A 21,007-nucleotide genomic window follows, 5' to 3' on the forward strand; every position below is an offset into this window, starting at 1 on the left:
ATTTCGATGCATCTTTTAGGTTATTGGTTTTTATCGGTTGTAACTCTCGTTCTGAGCCGCTAATAAACTTTCAATTTCCTTTTCTTTTGCAATCTCATCATTCTCTTCAGGAAGATTTGATTCAGGAGTTGCAGAATGAGGTACAGTTTGAGGAATAAAATCTGCCTCAGAACCTGGCTTGCTATAATCATATGGCCAACGGTATACGGCAGGAATTTCTCCTTCCCAGTTTCCGTGTCCTGGTACGATAGGAGCTGTCCACTCTAACGTATTCGATTTCCAAGGGTTCTGTGTAGAACGCTTTCCTTTGAAGATTGAATAGAAGAAGTTAAAGAAGAAAATAGCTTGAGCAGAAAAGGTAATAATTGCTGCAATCGATATGAAAGCATTCAAATCCGTGAAAGCTGATTCACCATCATTTCCTAAAGCTGTAAATGAATAGTAACGTCTAGGGAAACCAGCAATACCTGTATAGTGCATTGGGAAGAATACTAAGTAAACACCCACAAATGTTAACCAGAAGTGGATATATCCAGCTGTCTTATTCATCATACGACCAAACATCTTAGGGAACCAGTGGTAAACACCAGCCATCAAGCCAAAGAATGAAGCTGCACCCATTACTAAGTGGAAGTGGGCAACTACGAAATAGGTATCGTGTAAGTTAATGTCCAATGCCGAGTTACCTAAAATGATACCTGTAACACCACCTGAAATAAATAGGGATACAAGACCAATGGAGAATAACATAGCTGGAGTAAATACGATATTACCTTTCCAAAGCGTAGTAATGTAGTTAAACCCTTTTACTGCTGATGGAACAGCAATGATTAAGGTTAAGAACATAAATACGGATCCTAGGAATGGATTCATACCAGTAACGAACATGTGGTGAGCCCAAACGATGAAGGCAAGTACGGTGATACCCATCATTGAACCAATCATAGCACGGTATCCAAAAATTGGCTTACGTGAATTCGTTGCAATAACCTCAGAAGTCATACCTAAAGCAGGTAATAATACGATGTATACCTCTGGGTGACCTAAGAACCAGAATAAGTGTTGGTACAAGATTGGGCTACCTCCCATGTTTGGAAGCGCTTGACCTTGAATATAAATCTCAGATAAATAGAAAGATGTACCAAAGCTACGGTCAAAAATCAACAATAAAGCCGCTGATAATAATACTGGGAACGATAATAAACCTAATACCGCTGTAAAGAAGAATGACCAGATAGTTAGTGGCATTTTTGTAAATGTCATACCACGGGTTCTCAAGTTGATGATCGTACAGATGTAATTGATACCACCCATTAATTGAGAAACAATAAACAAGGCCATACTGGTTAACCACAAGGTCATACCTAATCCAGAACCTGGCATAGCTTGTGGCAATGCACTTAGAGGAGGGTAAATAACCCAACCACCTGAAGCTGGACCTGTTTCAATGAACAATGAAGAGAACATGATCACAGAAGACAAGGCAAAGAACCAATAGGATAACATGTTAATGAATCCAGAAGCCATATCACGGGCTCCAATTTGTAATGGAATCAAGAAGTTTGAGAAAGTACCCGATAGACCAGCTGTTAATACAAAGAATACCATGATGGTTCCGTGCATCGTTACCAAGGCTAAGTAGAATTCTTTATCTAATTTACCTGACTCATCAATCCACTCACCTAAAATAGGTCTTAACCATTCTAAGCTCATATCAGGGAAACCTAATTGCAAACGGAAGATGATCGATAATGATCCACCGATAAATGCCCAAAGGATACCTGAGATTAAATATTGTTTTGCAATCGTCTTATGATCTTCTGAAAAGATGTACTTACGGATAAAACCAAGTTCATGATGTTCATGCTCGTGATCATGACCATGATCGTGTCCATGAGCGTGTACTTCTTCAGTAGTTGATACGGCTGTTGACATAGGTATTATTTTTTCTAAATTCTTTCTAATTATTTGACACTAACAGCTTCTGTAGCAGTACTATCTGCTGCGATAGGCTCAGCTGGAATATATTTACTTGCTTTCGCTTTTAAATTCTCTGGTACTTTAGACAAGTACGCAGGATTCATGGTTAAGAATGGTTTTTGTTCCGATACCCATTTTTTGTAATCAGCCGGTTCATCCACGAAAACAGTAATGGCCATACCAAAGTGACCACGGCCACAAATCTCAGTACAGTTTAACTTAAAGTTAAAATCCTTCTTACCTAGCTTAGCACGCATTTCGTCTGTCGAAATCGTTGGGGTAAACCAAAACTTAGTTGGCATACCTGGAACGGCATCCATTTTAACACGTTGGAAAGGAAGATATACCGAGTGTAAAACGTCTTGAGCTCTGATTTTCAACAAGACAGGCACACCTTTAGGAAGATGCAATTCATTGGCAGTAAAATCATCAAATGAATTTTTATCTGTAAAGTCTAGACCAAGGCTATTCGTTTCATCAATCAATTTATAATTAATGTTACCTAATTGGCTATCATCATTACCTGCATAACGTACATACCAACCAAATTGGTGACCAGTTACTTCAATTACTACCGCGTTACTAGGTGCTTGAGAAGTAATATCTCTCCAAGTTCTCCAACCTGTGAAAACTAAAATCGCCATAACAATAGCTGGAATAATTGTCCAGATAATTTCAAGCTTATGGTTGACAGGGTAGAAAGTCGCCTTTCTGTTTTTATCATTGCGATATTGGAATGCAAAAAAGAACAATAATGAGTTCGTAATGAAAAAAGCAAATGTTACGACAGCCATGGAAATCCAAAACATAGAATCTGTCTTTACTCCGTGTTCTGAAGCAGCTACAGGAAGAAAATCAGGCTTAGAATGTAAGAATGACCATACTCCTGCAATTGTTCCAAATAGCCAGAATAGTAAGAATCCAAAAGCATTGGTATTATTATGTGAATCTAGAGCAGAATCTGACTCATTTTCACCACTAAGGTTTTTGTTAAGCTTCAAGCTTTTGCTGATTACAGTAATCGCTAAGATGAAGAATACAACGGATAAAAGACCAACTAGGTAATTCATATGTTTTATTTGTTAGAATCGTAATTTAAATACTAAATATCGTGATGAACCGCTTCTGGTAAGAATGGGTGGTTTTTCGCTATTAAAGAAGCTTTTGTTAATTCATCACTAATAATGTAAATAAAAGCAGAAGCAAAAACAGTAACCATTCCAAACTCAACTAAACCGTAACCTGCATGACCTCCTAAAACGCCAGGCATAATCATTTGGTAAAAATCAATGTAGTGTCCAACGATGATAAAGAATGCCGCAATTTTCAAGAAAATACGCGTTCTTTTTGCATCACGTGTCATAAGAACTAGGAAAGGGAAGAAGAAGTTTAAGAAAACCATCAAAATTTCTGAAGTTTTATAAATCTTGTTGTGTCCTTCCCAACGCTCTAAGAAATAAATGATTTCCTCAGGCATGTTGGCATAATAAATCAATAAGAATTGCTCAAACCAAACGTATGTCCAGAAGATAGAGAATGCAAACATCAACTTTCCTAAATCATGTAAGTGGTTTTCGTTCACATAGGCCATATAACCTTTGTCTTTCAACAATAAGATGGTCAATGTAATAACGGCTAAACCCGTAACATGCCAAGATGAGAACATGTACCAGCCAAACATGGTTGAGAACCAGTGAGTATCAATGGACATAACCCAATCCCAAGCAAACATAGAACTTGATGCTCCAAAAATGACAATAAATGCAGTAGAGATACGAACTAATTGAGTGAATAAATCTGTTCCTCCAATTAAATCTTCTTCAAGTGATTTTTTACGTAATACTAACCATAAACCAATCCATAGAGCAAAGAAACCAACTAGGCGAACCAAGAAGAATGTCTTGTTCAAATAGCCTGATTTACCAGCTATGATTTTATCATAGTTTTCATTTCCTACTTCAGTTACACCATGGTGCATCCAGTGGAAGATCGCATCTCCTTTAAAGAAGAATACTAATAGTAAAATAGGTAGGGTAATGTATAAGAATTTAGGGAATGCCTCTGGTACACGCTTCATCACAGATGACCAACCTGATTTAGTCAGGTATTGTAATGAAACGAAGAACATACCAATGATGGCAATACCAGTAAAGAATACGGCATTTAACCAAACGTTGGCCCAAATGCGATTGGTCCAATCATAATGTTCTTCAGCTGCAGGTTGGTGGGATACCGCTCCGCCTGAAAGGTGTTCTGAGGCAGCTTCATGACCCGCTTTTACAGCTTCATGTCCTGCGTTGGCAACTTCGTGGCCACCAGCCTCACCTTTGGATAAAAGATATATTCCAAGCACTAAAGCTACTATTCCGGCAATGAAAGCATAAATAACTCTTTTTTTGCCTTCAGAAGTGAATTCAAAATGCTCTTCAACGTTTGCTGGGGAAAAATGTGAGTGTCCCGCCATTTTATCTGGTATTTTAATTTTTAATTAATTGAACTATTGTTTTTGCAATTCATGTACATAAAGTACAATTTTCCAACGATTGGCTGAAGTGATTTGTGAGCCATGAGGCCACATTCTTCCTTTACCATGTGTAATCACGTGGTAAATATGACCATCGTTCAAGGCTTTTAATGCGTCACTAGAATATACAGGAACCCCTTTATACATTTTAGCAACCAAACCATCTCCTTTACCTGTTTCACCGTGGCAGTGCTGGCAATATCTTTCATATTGTAATTTTCCAGCTTCGATATTTTCAGGTGTAGCAGCTAATGGGTTTTTCAAAGCTGCCGCTGAATAGGTAATGCTATCGTTTGGAATAGTTCTTGAAATCAAATCTTGATGTAAGAATTCTTTTTGTAAGGAATCACTTCCTGCATATTTGCTTCTTGCTACTGTTCCTGCTACTGGCTGACGCATGTTCATTCCGAGAGGATTGATGGTATTGGTATCGCCATCGGTTTGAGTCATTGGCTCATAAGCAACGGAATGGTACATGTTTGGAGCAAATTCTGTTCCTGTATCATTGTGGTCGTCACTACAAGAGGACAATAAGCCTAGGGCTAAACCAGCAAATAAAACGAATTGGTATCTTGGATTCAACATTTTGTTATGCTTCTTCGTGAACAATTGTTCTTGGTTAATTATTTAACATTTACTTCAATCGCACCTGAATCTTTCAAGGCTTTCTTGATATCATCGGCACTTACTTTTTTGTTTTTGTCAACATTGATTGCCATAACAAATTTATCGTCCGTGATTCTAAGATCTAATAGGTCTGGTTGGTTACCTGGATATAGGTTATTGGAAATACAAAATGTAATGACCAATCCAAATGCTGTAAACAATACCGTTCCTTCAAAGCTTACAGGGATCCAGTTAGGTAATGCAAAGAAATCTTTACCTCCAATAATCATAGGCCAATCAAAAACCATGGTGTAGCTGATTAATGATAAAGCACAGGTTAATCCCAATACACCAAACATGAAGGCTGCAATAGGTAAGCGGGTACGCTCATGCCCTACAGCGCGATCCAATCCGTGAATCGGAAATGGAGTGAATACGTCTTCAATTTTGATGCCTTTAGATTTTACCTCGCTAACTGCGTGTAACACCTCATCCTCATCATCGTATACACCTAAAATGTAGTTAGTTGTCGAACTCATATTGTTTTAATTTCGAATTGCTAATAAATTATTCTTCGGTTTTTTTAGTTGCTTTTTTCTTTTCAGGGAAATTGCTTGATACACCTTTCATGACTGATTTCACCTCGGCCATATTAACTACTGGTAAATATTTAGCGAACAAGAAGAATAGTGTAAAGAATAAACCAAAAGAGAAAATGTAATCACCAATATCATACATCGTTGGAGAGAACATAGCCCATGAAGATGGTAAGTAATCTCTATGTAATGATGTTACGATAATCACAAAACGCTCAAACCACATACCTACGTTTACTACGATAGATAAGAAGAAGCTCACCATTAAATTAGTACGGATTGCTTTAGACCAGAATAATTGTGGAGAGATTACGTTACATGTCATCATCATCCAATATGCCCACCAATATGGTCCCGTTGCACGGTTAATGAAAGCATAGCTTTCATATTCCACTCCTGAATACCAAGCGATGAAGAATTCAGTTAAATAAGCAATACCTACAACTGAACCTGTTACCGTGATAACGATGTTCATCATTTCAATATGCTCAATCGTAATGTAATCTTCTAATTTGAAAACGACACGTGTGATCAACAATAATGTTTGCACCATCGCAAAACCGGAGAAAATCGCACCCGCCACGAAATACGGAGGGAAGATTGTTGTATGCCATCCTGGAATAACTGAAGTGGCAAAGTCCATGGATACAATCGTGTGTACCGAAAGTACTAGGGGAGTAGAGATACCTGCTAAGATTAATGACATGTACTCATATCGAGCCCAAGTCTTGGATGACCCTGTCCAACCTAAGCTGAACAAACCATACCAAAATTTACGTCCTTTCGTAGTAGCACGGTCACGGATAGAAGCCAAATCAGGCACTAAACCCATGTACCAGAATAATAAAGAAACGGATAAATACGTCGAGATAGCAAATACGTCCCAAACTAATGGAGAGTTAAAGTTAACCCATAAAGAACCGAAAGCATTTGGAAGTGGTAAAGCCCAATGAGCTAACCAAGGACGGCCCATGTGAGCCAAGATGAAAGATGCTGCACAAAGTACGGCAAAAATTGTCATCGCTTCCGCTGAACGGTTGATAGAGGTTCTCCATTTTTGACGGAATAATAACAATACGGCAGAAATCAATGTACCAGCGTGACCAATACCAACCCACCATACGAAGTTGGTAATATCCCATGCCCAACCTACTGTTTTATTTAAACCCCAAACACCAATACCTTGCCACCAGGTATAGAATAGGCAGTAAGCTCCATAGATAAATACAATAGAAGATATACCGAAGGCCCATTTCCATTCTTTGGTGGGTTCCCCTTCTACCTGCTTGCAAATATCGTGGGTAACATCGGAATAAGATTTGCCACCAGTAACTAGTTTCTCTCTTATGGGTGATACAACGTGCGACATATTTTTATTTACTTTTTAATACGATTGAATAATTATGCTTCTTTTTTAACGTCCTTGTTACGAACCTTCATTAAGTAAGAGATGTTTGGCTTCACGTTAATCTCTTCGATTACTCCGTAAGCTCTACCTTCTTTCTCAACAGCTAATAATTTAGAAATTTCAGAAGCAGGATCGTTCATGTCACCAAATGTGATGGCATTGGTAGGACAAGATTGAGCACAAGCTACTTGTATCTCTCCATCGACTGGTCTTCTTTTTTCTTTCTTCGCAGTCAACTTGCCTTCTTGAATACGTTGAACGCACATCGAACATTTTTCCATAACCCCACGTGAACGAACCGTTACGTCTGGGTTAATCACCATACGACCTAAGTCATTGTTGAAGTGGAAATCATATTCATCAGTTTGGTAGTAACGGAACCAGTTGAAACGACGAACTTTATATGGACAGTTGTTAGCACAGTAACGAGTACCAATACAACGGTTATATGTCATTTGATTTAGACCCTCTGTCGAGTGAGTCGTAGCTAATACCGGACAAACAGTCTCGCAAGGAGCATTGTTACAGTGTTGGCAAAGCATTGGTTGGAATACAACCTCAGGATTGTCTGATGCTACTTCTAATCCTTTCAAATCTTCTACCTCAGCATCAGAAGAATAATAACGGTCAATACGCATCCAGTGCATTTCACGACGGTTAATGACCTCTTGGCGACCAACCACTGGAACGTTGTTTTCAGCTGAACATGAAACCACGCAAGCAGAACATCCTGTACAAGTGTTTAAGTCAATCACCATACCCCAAGCGTGGTTGTTGTATTGGTGACCATTCCAAAGTGTTAAATCAGTTGCGTCTTTCTTTCCTTCTGATGTTGCAACCGTTGGATTGAAACGTCCTGATTGTGGATTTTTAACAAATTCACCAAGAACAGTTTCTTGAACAACTGCCTGACGAGCCATCACTGTGTGGTGAGTTTGTGTCTGAGCAATGTCTTTTGTATCTCCAGTTGGGCTTACCGATACTCCTTGAGTACAAGTACCTACGCAAGCACCATTGATTTCTGAAATAAATGGATAAGCATTAACACCTACTCCATCCGCTGATTTTCCAGCCTTTGTTCTTCCGTATCCAATCGCGATAGCTACTGTATCTTGTGCTTGACCAGGTTGAACTAAGACAGGTAATGTAACTTCATATCCCTTAGCGGACACTTTCACTAAATCACCTTGTTTCAAGTTTAACTTAGTTGCAGTAGGCTGCGAAATAGATGCATAATTGTCCCAACATGCTTTTGATACTGGCTCAGGGAATTCCTGCAACCATGGGTTGTTTGCCTGAGAGCCTGTACCTAAACCTACTTTTTCGTATACTGAAATTTCTAATCCAGTTGAATTAGCTGTATATGCTTTTGAAATTGCAGCAGCAGCAGCATTAGCATCTACGGATGGTACAGCTGTAGAAATACTTACTGCATTTGGTTGGAATACACCATCATGCAATGCATTTTTCCATTGTACTGCACCTGCTTTCAAGATATTGGATTCCCAATTACGCTCTAAGTAAGTTGCATAATCGCCATTCAAACCTGCCCAAGTTAATAAACTGGATTGAGCTTGACGAGTTTTGAAAATTGTCGAGATTGTAGGCTGAGTTAATGAGTAGAAACCTGTTTTTGGTTCTGCGTCATTCCACGATTCTAAGTAATGAGAATCTGGAGCTATGAACTGGCACAATGAAGCTGTTTCATCGGCACGTTCGTTGGTAGCTAAACTAACTTCCACTTTTGGTAATGCAGCTGCTAAAGCTGCTCCCATTGGGTGATTATAAACAGGGTTGGCATTGTAGAAAATAACTGCAGCAATTTTTCCAGCTCCAGCTTCTTTAATGAAATTAGCCATAGCCATATCATTACCTTGACGGTAATTAACGGCTACTCCTGTGTTAATAGTTGAACCATAAGCACCAACTAAGGCATTGATAGCAACTACTACTTTTTGTACTTCTGGGTCATTCGAACCAGCTACGACAATCGATGCTCCTTTAGAAGCAACTAAATCTTTCGCAGCTTTGTCTAAGTGATCTAATTTAACAGCTGCTCCAGCTAATGCTGCTGCGCCTGTTAATTTGGCAACAGCGTTGTATAAGCTTACTACAACTAAACCTTCTTGAGAGGGTTTGTAAGCAGAACGGTAATCTGCATTAGCTCCTGTATTGGACAAGATAGTCTCAAACTGATAATGACGAGACATGTCTTTTTTACCATCTTTAGCTGATCCTACACGACGAGTTTCAGCCCATTGTGCTGCAAACTCAGTAGGAGCAACCCAAGTACCTAAGAAATCTGCACCTACAGAAACAATTGTTTTTGCTTTGCTGAAATCGATACTAGGTAGGATGCCACCGTGCGCTTGAGTTAAACCATAAGCTGGGTTGGCATCATATACCACATGTTGCGTGGTTGGATATTTTGCTGTGAATTCAGCGATTACTTTTTTCGTGCTTGGAGAAAGAATGGTATTAGATACAATTCTGATTTGTCCTCCTTTAGCTGCAGCCGCAGCTAATTTAGCTGTGAATTCTTTATCTAATTGAGCCCAATCAGCAGCTTTAGCGCCAATTTGAGGACCTTTTAATTTCTCGTTGTCATAAAGACTTAATACGGAAGCATGTGCTCTACCAGAAAGAACTCCTTTAGAAACTGCAGAAAGTTTATTTCCTTCAATTTTGATAGGACGACCTTCTCTTGTTTTAACTAAGATAGAAGCGTATTCACCTCCATCTGTATACGTTGAAGCATACCAGTTAGCAATGGTAGGTTCTACATCTACTGGTTTGTTCAAGTAAGGAATGGTTTTCTTTATTGGAGCCTCGCAAGCAGCTAATGATACTGCTGCTACACCGAATCCCAACATTTTAAGAAAATCACGACGATGAGTTCCTGAACCATCCACAAGGGCTTCCCCTTTAGAATCGCTCTCCGATGGCATATTGCCAAATTCGTTGTGGATATTTTTTACAAACGATGGTTCATTGGTTAACTCCTCAATCCCTTTCCAATACCTCTTGTTCGAATTTTCCATATAATCTTTCTTATTCAGACTAAAATTGAATCTTTTATAACGCGTATACTATTAATAGTGGCACTTAGAACACTCTAAACCGCCAATGTTTTGTACTTTAAGGGGAGTCTTGCTATCCTTATTGTGAACTTCAACCAATTTATCATAATAGGCATTGCCTTTTGCATTGACGTCCGTATTACGGTGACAATCAATACACCATCCCATGGTTAAAGAAGAACGTTGTTCTACTACTTCCATTTTCTCAATATCTCCGTGGCAGTTCTTACATTCCAAATTACCCACATTGGTATGTTGTGAGTGATTGAAATAAGCTAAATCAGGAAGGTTGTGTACACGAACCCATTGAATTGGTTCGTCCTTTTCTAATGCTTGGTAAATTTTTTGAATTTCTGGAGACTCTCTTTTGATAGCATTATGACAGTTCATACAAATGTTAGCAGAAGGGACATTAGCGCCTTTTCCTTCGTATACACCTGTATGACAATAGTTACAGTTGATCTGATATTGACCTGCATGCAGCTTGTGAGAGAATTTAATCGGCTGCTCTGGAGCATATCCTTGGTGAATACCTACACCATATGCTGCATCAATCGTTGCTTTACCACCTAACAATAAGGCGAAGATGATGATACCTGTTTTTACAGCGGAATTAGCGGCTAATTTTTTAGCATTTTCAGCAATTCTTTTCATCAATGGAGCTTCTGAATCAGCTTCTCCAGCACTTAATTTACTTAAAGTACTTACGATAGATAATAAGGCGATCAATACAAAAACCATGATCACTAATAATCCAACTAATAATACTTCCATCATTCCACCTGAGCTAGCAGCGGCAGCTGGCGCGGCAGCACCTGCTGGAGCAGCACCGGCTGCAGGGGCGGCAGGAGCAGCATTAGAAGCGTCAATATAAGCGATAATGCTTTTAATTTGACCTTCTGAGAAGTTTGGATATGGAGTCATGGCAGCCTTATTGAACTTATTGTAAAGTTCATTGGCATATTTGTCGCCAGATGCAATAACTGCCTGTGGGTTATGGACCCATTTAACGATCCATTCGATGGGTCTACGTTCTCCAACACCTTTTAAACCAGGTCCTACGAGTACTTCATCCGTACTACTATGACAAGCAGCACAGTTGTTTTTAAACAATGTTTCCCCCTCCGCAGCGTCTTGCGCTAAAGTTGCATATGTTGATGCAAACAAAAACAGAAATGAGAAAAGGAATTTAACGAGCGTAAAATTTTTGCGATTCATGTTTGAAAATCTCCTATTTATTCAGTCCGCAAAACTACAATTCGAATTTTTAGGAAACAATTTATTTGCCATTCAATTTCAGGAATTTTTAAGCTTTACCCTTCTATTTAGAATTTTTCAAAATAAGCTAAACCTTAAATTTCAATATTTTGATAATAAATTGTACCTAAATTATTTTGCATAAAAAAACCTCCCAGATTGGGAGGTTTTTGGGAGGTTTCGAGCGGATTCGAACCGCTGTAGAAGGTTTTGCAGACCTCTGCCTAGCCACTCGGCCACGAAACCATCGTTTTGGGGACACAAAATTAGGTCATTTTTGTTAAAATGCCAAGTGTTTTTTAATTGTTAAAGATAGAGATTGGAATAAAAAACAGTTTTACTACCCCAATAATCGTTCCAACCTAAGTTTTTAGGTCATTCAATTAATAACACTTCGCTCATTTACCGCACTTTGATTTCATTCCATTTAGGATGAAATCATTTTCTTATCCTCTAGTTAAAGTAAATACAGAAATTTCAGGAGGCATTCCTACTCGGCCAGGATAACCAATGTATCCAAAACCACGATTTACATACAATTGTTGTTTTCCTTCTTGGTACAAACCTGCCCATTGTTTGTAAACGTACTGCGCAGGTGACCATTTGAAATCGCCAATTTTTACGCCAAACTGTGTCCCATGGGTGTGGCCAGCAAAAGCCACATCAATATCTTGATATTTTTGAGTTACTTCTGCATTCCAATGCGTTGGATCATGAGATAATAACAATTTGGTACTAGCTTCCTCTGTTCCTTGATAAGCCTTGGCTAAATTACCATACCAAGGAAAACGGCCTACACCAATGTTCTGAACCCCAATCAAAGCCAATTTTTCTCCTGATTCTTCGATGATTTTATTTTCATCCATCATGAGATTCCAGCCCATTAATTCATGTGCCTTCATTAAATCTTGTAGATTTTGTTTTTTAGCCTGTGGCGATTTCCACTTTACATAATCTCCATAATCATGATTCCCTAAGGTGCTGTAGACCCCCATTGGAGCATGTAACTTGGAAAACATTTGGAAATAATCTTCTACTTCTGTTGCCTCATTGTTCACTAAATCACCCGTGAAAAACAGCAAGTCAGCCTTTTCTTTCATCACCATATCCACTCCACCTTGTACCGCTCTTTTATTGTAAAAACTGCCTGAATGTATATCAGAAAGCTGTGCAATGCGTAGACCATCAAATGCCTTAGGTAGGTTGGGTATTTTTAAACTAATCTTTTCCACGCGGTAATCATGTGCTCCAGAAAGTATCCCAAAAGTAAAAGTAGCCGCAGGGACTGCTCCTACAACCAAGGCTGTTTTGGATAAAAACTCACTTCTACTGATCTGTCCTGGCGCAGGCTCTCCCGGAATGATGTCTAAGTTTTTGTTGGTAAATGCCCAACGAATGATGCGTGTGATATCTTCAATGAACAAGAATATAACGACAAATAGTTTGGAAATAACCGTAATCATAACACTGGCCATGAAGAAGGTTCGAATCGTTTTGTTCCAATAAGTCAATGGAAGAAAGTTATATCCAATAATTCCAAATATGATACTCGCAGATATTGCCCAATATACCCATCGAATGATTTGTTGGGTCGACTGACTTTGTTGTTGAAAGCCTGTTTTGAATGCTTGCCATACATAATAATCAATGGCAAGAATTAGCAAACTCATGATTGGTATAAATAATAATTTATTCATGGCTTAAATTAGAGTGGCAAATAGGGGCAATCCAAGGAAATATCAAAAATAATCTGGATAAACGGTATTTATCCCAGGATAATCCTAGTTAAATTGCTGACTTAACGGCTAATGGGGATATTTTGTTCCCTCTTTTACATTTATGTTTGATATTTCTATTTTAGGAGGAGGTTGGATAGGTGTTCCTTTGGCGGAAAAATTATCACAAAAGGGTTATTCCGTACAAATAAGTCAATCATCGCAAACTAAAACAATCCAAAATCCTACTATTAAATTAGTCCAGTGGAGGGCGGAAGTCAATTCGCCCAACGAAGCTTGGGAATCAATTTTGGATGCCAAAACGATTATTTGGACTATTCCTCCTCGTCGAAAAGAAAATGGAGATCATTTTTACCTGGATGTGTTACAAGATTTTGTTCGCTTATTGAACCAAAAAACGTACCAACAAGTAATTTTCCTTTCTTCTACTTCAATATACCAAGCTGAAAATAGTTTGGTCAATGAAGAATCTGCTCTGGAAAACAATTTAATGTGTCAGGCTGAGGAAATTTTACATGGGGTTCAATGCCCTCTACTCTTGTTAAGGTTGGGCGGATTAATGGGAGGAGAACGCTTTGTAGCCAAATATTATTCGGGTAAGAAAGTACCGGCAGCTAACCATCCTGTCAATTATGTGCATCGGGCAGATGTCCTTGAAATAATTGCTCAAAGTATTAAAAGTCAGCTTAATGGTACCTTTAATGTGATAGCACCTCAGCATCCTATTAAATCTGAACTGGTTAAATTGGAGTGCGAACGACGAGGATTGGTTTTACCAGTAGAATACCTCGAAGACAAGGATGCGACTAAAGTGATTACTTCAGACAAATTAATCCAGGCATTGAATTATTCGTTTCAATACCCAGATCCATTATTATTTCCGATCGAAAATTAAGCGATGCTTAGCTCTTGAATGGCCAACCAAGCCATAAGTCCAGGCCCCACATTCAGGGCTTTCTCGTCAATATTGAAATTGGGAGTATGCACACCATTGATAATTCCTTTGTCATCGTTTCTTGTTCCCAAACGATAAAAACAAGCGTCTACATGGTGGGTATAAAAGGCGAAATCTTCTGCTGCCATCCAAATGTCTAGGTCGATCACGTTGTCAGCACCCATATATGCTATGGCTGCTTCTTTCATGCGACGAGTTAACTCGGGATTATTTTTTAGGAAAGGATAGCCTTTCAAAACAAAGAAATCACAAGAGCCACCCATGGATTCAGCCATACCTTCAGCCAATTTTTTCATTTTAGCCAAACCATCCGCTCTCCATTCTTCATCCATGGCTCGGAAAGTCCCTTCAATCTTCACTTCATTGGGAATAACATTGGTGGCTCCTTCTGCAATGAATTTACCAAAACTAAGTACCGAAGGAAGTCTAGGGTTTTTATTTCTAGAAATGATTTGTTGCATCGCAATAATAATATGAGAGGCAATCACAATGGGGTCGATGCATTGATCAGGCATGGCGCCATGCCCACCTTTTCCTTTTACGGTTAAATACAATTCATCGGCACTTGCCATGTACATGCCTTCTCTAAATCCTACTTTCCCAACCGGGATGTTGGTGGCCACATGTTGGCCTAGTATGCCAGCGGGGCTAGGGCTTTGTAATGCCCCTTCTTGAATCATGATACTAGCTCCACCTGGAGCTTTTTCTTCTGCAGGTTGAAATAGTAATTTGACTGTACCTTCGAATTCATCTTTAACAGATTGTAAGATCCGGGCTGTTCCTAATAAAGAGGAAGTATGCACATCATGCCCACAAGCATGCATTACACCTGGATTTTGGGATTTATAAGGGACATTATTGGTTTCTTGGATGGGTAAGGCATCCATGTCGGCCCGTAAAGCCACTACTTTTTTACTAGGGTTTTTACCTTCAATGATGGCAATCACTCCGGTATTGGCGATACGCTGAGTTGGAATGCCTAGATCATGCAATTGCTTTTCCACAAAAGCCTGCGTCTCGAATTCATGAAAGGAGAGTTCGGGGTGAGCGTGTAAATGACGGCGTGTGTCAATATTCGCACTGGCCTGTTGCTCAGCTAGTTCCTGTATCTTTTTAAGAAGACTCGACATAATAAAATTTAATTTTTTACAAATCTACAAAATATTGCTTCAAAGAGTTTTTTTCTTAACTTTAAAGACAAGGGATGTGTAGGAGAGTATTCACCTTTAATCTTTTGTCCTATGAGTCGGAAAGTTTTAGTTTTAAACCAAGATTATAGTGCATTAACCATCTGTTCCATGCCGAAGGCCTTTCTGTTGGTCTACCTTAATAAGGCGGAATTGGTGGCCGAGTCGACCACTGAAAAACTTCATTCAATTACACAAACATTTCCTTTTCCTTCCGTGATTCGATTGAATCGATATGTGTATTTTCCATATAAAGGGGTGGTGTTAAGTCGGCAAAATATTTTTAAGCGGGATGATAACATGTGTCAATATTGTGGCTCTAAAGATCATTTAACCTTAGATCATGTGATGCCAAAATCAAGACAAGGGCGAACTTCTTGGGATAATTTAACTACTGCTTGCAAATATTGTAATTCGAAAAAGGGAGATCATACTCCTGAAGAAGTGGGAATGTCTTTAAAGAGACGGCCATTTAAACCTTCCTTTGTTATGTTTTTGCGGAATTTTTCAGGAATTTTGGATCAACAATGGATTCCATTTGTAGGATCTAAAATGGAACAAATCGTTTAAACATGAATATTTCTTTTATTGGTTCTGGTCATGTGGCCTGGCATTTATCGCAGGCTTTAGAAAATGCAGGACATAGTGTTCAAGAAGTTTTTAGTCGAGATCCCGCCAAAGCGAAAGATTTAGTTAGTTATTTATACAATGCTAAAGTGCAGGAGCATTTGGATTTTTCAGAGTCTAAATCTACTGTATTCTTCTTTTGTGTTCCAGACATTGCTTATTCAACAGTTTTAAAAGAATTAATTCTTCCGAAATATGCCACTTTATTGTTGGTTTCTGGAACGGTACTCTTGTCGGAGGCTTCTATTTGGTATGATCCTGCCAGAGAAAGTACCAATCAAATAGCTATATTTTTCCCAGTGCAACATTTGCAAAGTGGGAGAAAAATCAATTTGGGTCACATGCCTATTTGCTTAGAAGTGATGGTGGAAGAGACAGAACAAGTGCTAGTTCAATTGGCCCGTGATATTACCGATGCCATGTATTTGGTCAATGGAGAAGAAAGAAAGAAGATTTATCTATCCATGCTTTTAGCAGGAATATTTACTCAGCAACTTTGGGCAGAGGCAAGTCGATTATTGCATTCCATTGAATTGGATACTTCTCTGCTTCAAGGCTTGATTCAAAACTATGTTCAGTCGTATTTCAAAAATTTGCCTGTTTCCAATCAAATTGAGGCTAATGCTTTTCAAGATGGACGCTTGATGTTTGAACAACAAGGTTTTTTGTCGACAGTGGAACTGCAAGAGGTATACCGAAATATGGTTCAGCAGATTTTAAAGACTACTTAATTAAAGGTTTATCAATGTTCATGACTATTTGAGATTTGCTGAATCCCAATAAAATCACGTCTTGCTTTTTGTTGATAAAGATATAATAAAGACTATCCCCAGTCGTATTTTTTTGGATACTAGGAGGTACTTCTTGTTTTATGGATTGACTGTAATCTAAGGCATCCAACACTTCTTGAATTTTTTGATCCTTGTTTCGTTGTTTTAAGGTAATCGCTTTGCCAGATTGTATGCTGATTTGAAATTGCTTAGAGATACTATCTAAACTTAATTTATTTGTTGGGTTTTCTATGATAGCTTGGATTTCCTGCCCCCATGTATCGGCTTTATTGGTAATGTCCTGAGGAAGAATTCGCTTCACTTGTCGGTTTTTCATTTCCTTCACGGCAGCAGTAGTATCTATGCGCTTAGAGAAATCACATGAATGAAGCGAAAGGATGCTTGAAGCAAGGCAAGTAAAAAGAAGTGATTTTTTCATGAGATGAATTTGTTCTACAAAGGTATTCCTTCCAAGCAGAAAGGGCAATGAATTTAATTGTTATCTTTGCGGGGAATTTTAAAAATATTATACGAGTATGTTGGAGCAGCTGGAGGCTATTAGGGAAAGATTTTTAGAGGTAGAGCAACAAATTGCCATGCCTGAAATCGTTTCTGATTTAAAGAAATTCAAAACTTTAAGTAAAGAATACAAGGATTTACAGAAGATTGTAGATCAATATATGGCCTATCAAAATTTATTAAAATCCATTGAAGAGGCAAAAGACGTTATTGCTACGGAAAAGGATGAGGATTTTAGAGATATGGCCAAAGCGGAATTAGAGACTTTGGTTCCTCAAGAAAAAGAAATGCAAGAGGAGTTGAAGGAAATGTTAATTCCGAAGGATCCGAATGATTCGAAGGACTGTATTCTGGAAATTCGTGGTGGTACAGGTGGGGATGAGGCATCTATTTTTGCTGGTGATTTGTTTCGTATGTATCAGCGATATGCAGAGAAGATGGGTTGGACCTTTCAAATCATGGATTTTACCGAAGGTACAGCGGGAGGTTTTAAAGAGATTATCGTTTCGGTTCAAGGAGAAGATGTATATGCTAAATTGAAGTTTGAATCAGGAGTACATCGTGTACAACGTGTTCCTGCCACAGAATCTGCAGGTAGGATTCATACATCAGCTGCTACAGTGGCTGTGATGCCAGAAGCAGATGAGGTGGATGTTCAGATTAATATGAATGATATTCGTAAAGATACTTTCTGTTCTTCTGGTGCTGGTGGTCAGTCGGTAAATACGACCTATTCAGCGGTACGTGTGACGCACATTCCTTCAGGCTTAGTGGTGCAATGCCAAGATGAAAGATCTCAGATTAAGAACTTCGACAAGGCCATGACGGTGTTGCGTTCTAGGTTATATGAGATTGAGTTAGAGAAAAGGAATGCGGAAATAGCAGGAAACAGAAAATCCATGGTTGGATCGGGCGATCGATCAGATAAAATCAGAACATACAATTATCCTCAGGGTCGTGTAACGGATCACCGCATTGGTTTGACGGTGTATAATTTACCTGTGGTGATGGATGGCGAAATTGCTGAATTTATTGAGCAATTGCGTATTGCAGAAAATGCCGAGCGTTTGAAAGAGGGTTCGATGTAATAAAATTTGATGATGATGTTGAAGCAGGCTTAGGTTTAAACCTAAGCCTGCTTTTTTTATCAAGTAACTGATTGAAAAATAGAAACAAAAGGGGAGAGAAAATTGTTAAACCGCCAACGCTGTCAAGGTTTTAAACCTTGACAGCGTTAAGATTTTTTCAAGCCTTTTCCAACTTAAATTGAAAGGATGTTCCTTTATCTATTTTTGAGAATACCGCAATCTTACTATTGTGGGCTTGGATAATGTGTTTCACAATCGACAAGCCTAAACCTGATCCTCCACTCATTTTTGCTCTACTTTTATCTACTCGATAAAATCGTTCGAATAGGCGAGGTAGATGTTCTGCAGGCACCCCAGGTCCATTATCCTTGACCATCACTAAAAAAGCTTTTTTCTTTTCCTCTAATTGGACAGTAACCTTGCCATCCTGATGCCCATATTTAATGCCATTATCTATTAAATTAACCAATACTTGACTAATTCGCTGATAGTCGGCTTTAACAAGCACCGGACCATTGTGGCCAATCAATTTTAGTTCAATGTTTTTAGCTTTGGCTTTAGCCTCCAATTGTTCAAAGATTTCAATAACTAAAGGCTTTAAATCAAGGGCCTTTTTATCAATTTTGATGGCGCCTGTTTCAATTTGAGAAACGGTCAATAAATCCTTCACCAAAATGTCTAACCCATCTAGACTTTTAGCGGCTTTTTCCAAAAATCTTTTTCTGATTTCCGGGTCTTCTTCTGGATTATCAAGTAGTGTATGAACAAAACCTTGGGCAGCAAAAATTGGGGTTTTCAATTCGTGAGATACATCAGCCAAAAACTCCTGACGGTATTTTGCCGCCTTTTTCAATTCCTTAACCTCATCTTCCTTGGTGGTTACATAGGAATTCAGCTCCTCTTTTAACAACTCAATTGGGTTTTCTTTCTCAATCAGCTGTTTTCGAGGAATAACAGAAAAATTCTTCTTTTTAATCTGTTTGATACGGTCATATAATTTATTGACCTCCTTGAAAACTAAATTATCTAAGGCAAAATAAATGACAGCACTTCCAAAGATGAAGGAACTGATAAAGCAAACAAAGAGTATGGTGAAATCAGTGTTAGGTAAAAAGGAAAGGAAAGAGGTACAAACCCCAGCAATCACAAAGGCCAATAATAGAGAGAGGTATCTAGGGCTCAACATGCTGTTTTTTTGTTTTCAAGTTACGATTTAAATTTCTTTTGGGGAATCATGTGCCCAATTGTTTTAGTATAATCAGGTTTTACGCACATTTTCGTACCTTTGCGCTTTACAAAAAATACCATGGAATTAAATCGCTTAAGTGCCATCTCTCCCGTTGATGGTCGTTACCGAAAACAAACGGAAGTCTTATCTCCTTATTTTTCTGAATTTGGATTAATTCAATACCGTGTTCGAGTGGAAATCGAATATTTCATTGCTTTATGCGAAATTCCTTTGGCTCCCCTAGTAAGCTTTCCATCGGCAGCCATTCCTGCTTTGCGTAGTTTATACCAAAACTTTTCCGAGCAAGATGCACTTTGGATCAAAGAAAAAGAAAAAGAAACCAATCACGATGTAAAGGCAGTTGAATACTTCATTAAAGATAAAATTGAAGGTTTTACTCAATTTGGGGATTTAAGCGAATATTTAGAGTTTATTCACTTTGGTTTAACTTCTCAAGATATTAATAATACCGCCATTCCTGTTTCCATATTGGAAGCTCATCGTGCAATAATTTGGCCAACATATATACAAGTTAAAGAACAGTTGGCGGCTTTAGCGGCTGATTGGAAAGAAATTCCCATGTTGGCGCATACCCACGGACAGCCTGCTTCTCCAACTCGTTTAGGAAAAGAAATCCAGGTGTTTGTAGAGCGTCTAGATAGACAATTGGAACTTTTGGGTCAAGTTCCTTTTACTGGAAAATTTGGTGGAGCAACAGGTAATTTCAATGCCCATCATGTTGCGTTTCCAATGATTAATTGGCCCGAATTTGGAGCTAATTTGTTGGAAAGTAAATTAGGAATTCAACGCAGCAAATACACCACTCAAATTGAACATTACGATAATTTAGCGGCCTATTTTGATGGCTTAAAACGATTGAATACAATCTTAGTGGATTTGGCTCGTGATATTTGGTCTTATGTTTCCATGGGCTATTTCAAACAAAAGATTAAGGCTGGAGAAATCGGTTCTTCGGCGATGCCACATAAAGTGAATCCTATCGATTTTGAAAATGCGGAGGGAAATCTTGCCATTGCAAATGCCTTACTTGAGTTTTTGTCAGCCAAGCTTCCAATTTCTCGTTTGCAGCGAGATTTGACCGATTCTACGGTTCTTAGAAATGTCGGAACTCCATTGGCACACATCCTTATTTCCTTGACTTCACTTCAAAGGGGATTAGGCAAATTGGAATTGAATGAATCCAAAATACACCAAGATTTGGAGGAAAACTGGGTGGTGATTGCGGAGGCGATACAAACCGTATTGCGCCGAGAGTCTTATCCAAAACCATACGAAGCTTTGAAGGAATTAACGCGTCATCATGGCAAGATTGATCAAGCGGTATTTCAGCGATTTATTCAAGGATTAGCGGTTTCAGATGCCATCAAGGCTGAATTGTTATTGATTTCACCATTTAATTTCGTGGGAAGAGACGAAAACTAAGCT

Annotated in this window: 17 protein-coding genes and 1 tRNA gene; 5 read left to right on the top strand and 13 right to left on the bottom strand. The window is 38.6% G+C overall.

The features are described from left to right. Nucleotides 1-30: 30 nt before the first annotated feature. From EWU22_RS03505 to EWU22_RS03550, 10 genes are all read right to left on the bottom strand, one after another. Complete coding sequence (locus EWU22_RS03505) at nucleotides 31-1,935, bottom strand: cytochrome c oxidase subunit I (protein ID WP_109321978.1); 1,905 nt, start codon at nucleotides 1,933-1,935, stop codon at nucleotides 31-33. A gap of 29 nt (nucleotides 1,936-1,964) precedes the next feature. After that, on the bottom strand, nucleotides 1,965-3,050 hold the full coding sequence (locus tag EWU22_RS03510; protein ID WP_109321979.1) for a cytochrome c oxidase subunit II: 1,086 nt from the start codon (nucleotides 3,048-3,050) through the stop codon (nucleotides 1,965-1,967). A gap of 32 nt (nucleotides 3,051-3,082) precedes the next feature. Beyond that, a complete protein-coding gene (locus tag EWU22_RS03515; protein ID WP_130924455.1) occupies nucleotides 3,083-4,444 on the bottom strand; it encodes a quinol:cytochrome C oxidoreductase in 1,362 nt (453 codons plus the stop codon). A gap of 33 nt (nucleotides 4,445-4,477) precedes the next feature. Further along, complete coding sequence (locus tag EWU22_RS03520; RefSeq protein ID WP_109321981.1) at nucleotides 4,478-5,089, bottom strand: c-type cytochrome; 612 nt, start codon at nucleotides 5,087-5,089, stop codon at nucleotides 4,478-4,480. 38 nt (nucleotides 5,090-5,127) lie between these two features. Beyond that, entirely contained in the window at nucleotides 5,128-5,649 is a 522-nt protein-coding gene (locus EWU22_RS03525) for a DUF3341 domain-containing protein (RefSeq protein ID WP_130924456.1), read from the bottom strand. A gap of 28 nt (nucleotides 5,650-5,677) precedes the next feature. After that, nucleotides 5,678-7,075 (bottom strand): NrfD/PsrC family molybdoenzyme membrane anchor subunit, encoded by a 1,398-nt coding sequence (nrfD, locus tag EWU22_RS03530; RefSeq protein WP_109321983.1) that lies wholly within the window; start codon nucleotides 7,073-7,075, stop codon nucleotides 5,678-5,680. Between the two features lie 32 nt (nucleotides 7,076-7,107). Continuing rightward, entirely contained in the window at nucleotides 7,108-10,155 is a 3,048-nt protein-coding gene (locus EWU22_RS03535) for a TAT-variant-translocated molybdopterin oxidoreductase (protein ID WP_130924457.1), read from the bottom strand. Nucleotides 10,156-10,206: 51 nt separating this feature from the next. After that, nucleotides 10,207-11,412 carry a c-type cytochrome gene (locus tag EWU22_RS03540; RefSeq protein WP_109321985.1) on the bottom strand — a complete coding sequence of 402 codons (1,206 nt, stop codon included), beginning with the start codon at nucleotides 11,410-11,412 and terminating at the stop codon, nucleotides 10,207-10,209. Between the two features lie 214 nt (nucleotides 11,413-11,626). Then, a tRNA-Cys gene (locus EWU22_RS03545) sits at nucleotides 11,627-11,697 on the bottom strand. A 200-nt stretch (nucleotides 11,698-11,897) separates the two neighbouring features. After that, entirely contained in the window at nucleotides 11,898-13,148 is a 1,251-nt protein-coding gene (locus EWU22_RS03550; RefSeq protein WP_130924458.1) for a metallophosphoesterase, read from the bottom strand. Nucleotides 13,149-13,290: 142 nt separating this feature from the next. Between EWU22_RS03550 and EWU22_RS03555 the strand changes: the two genes are divergently transcribed. Next, entirely contained in the window at nucleotides 13,291-14,082 is a 792-nt protein-coding gene (locus tag EWU22_RS03555; RefSeq protein WP_130924459.1) for a Rossmann-fold NAD(P)-binding domain-containing protein, read from the top strand. Here EWU22_RS03555 and EWU22_RS03560 read toward each other — a convergent pair. Beyond that, the gene (locus tag EWU22_RS03560; protein ID WP_130924460.1) at nucleotides 14,079-15,272 is read right to left on the bottom strand and encodes a M20 metallopeptidase family protein; all 1,194 of its coding nucleotides are present in this window, start codon (nucleotides 15,270-15,272) and stop codon (nucleotides 14,079-14,081) included. The genes EWU22_RS03555 and EWU22_RS03560 overlap by 4 nt on opposite strands. Nucleotides 15,273-15,383: 111 nt before the next feature. Between EWU22_RS03560 and EWU22_RS03565 the strand changes: the two genes are divergently transcribed. Then, complete coding sequence (locus EWU22_RS03565) at nucleotides 15,384-15,899, top strand: HNH endonuclease (protein WP_109321990.1); 516 nt, start codon at nucleotides 15,384-15,386, stop codon at nucleotides 15,897-15,899. A gap of 2 nt (nucleotides 15,900-15,901) precedes the next feature. Next, a complete protein-coding gene (locus EWU22_RS03570) occupies nucleotides 15,902-16,687 on the top strand; it encodes a DUF2520 domain-containing protein (protein WP_109321991.1) in 786 nt (261 codons plus the stop codon). Here the strand turns inward: EWU22_RS03570 and EWU22_RS03575 are convergent. After that, the gene (locus EWU22_RS03575) at nucleotides 16,680-17,165 is read right to left on the bottom strand and encodes a hypothetical protein (RefSeq protein ID WP_130924461.1); all 486 of its coding nucleotides are present in this window, start codon (nucleotides 17,163-17,165) and stop codon (nucleotides 16,680-16,682) included. The genes EWU22_RS03570 and EWU22_RS03575 overlap by 8 nt on opposite strands. A gap of 97 nt (nucleotides 17,166-17,262) precedes the next feature. On the opposite strand from EWU22_RS03575, the gene prfA reads away from it, so the two are divergent. Further along, nucleotides 17,263-18,333 (top strand): peptide chain release factor 1, encoded by a 1,071-nt coding sequence (prfA, locus tag EWU22_RS03580; protein ID WP_109321993.1) that lies wholly within the window; start codon nucleotides 17,263-17,265, stop codon nucleotides 18,331-18,333. A gap of 157 nt (nucleotides 18,334-18,490) precedes the next feature. Here prfA and EWU22_RS03585 read toward each other — a convergent pair whose 3' ends face one another. Continuing rightward, a complete protein-coding gene (locus tag EWU22_RS03585; protein ID WP_130924462.1) occupies nucleotides 18,491-19,519 on the bottom strand; it encodes a sensor histidine kinase in 1,029 nt (342 codons plus the stop codon). Between the two features lie 120 nt (nucleotides 19,520-19,639). Here EWU22_RS03585 and purB point away from each other — a divergent pair, with 120 nt between their 5' ends. Further along, nucleotides 19,640-21,004, top strand: a complete 1,365-nt coding sequence (gene purB / locus EWU22_RS03590) for an adenylosuccinate lyase (RefSeq protein ID WP_130924463.1) — start codon at nucleotides 19,640-19,642, stop codon at nucleotides 21,002-21,004. Nucleotides 21,005-21,007: the final 3 nt, after the last annotated feature.

The organism is Aquirufa nivalisilvae, assembly GCF_004307455.1.
Taxonomy (GTDB): Bacteria; Bacteroidota; Bacteroidia; order Cytophagales; family Spirosomataceae; genus Aquirufa; species Aquirufa nivalisilvae.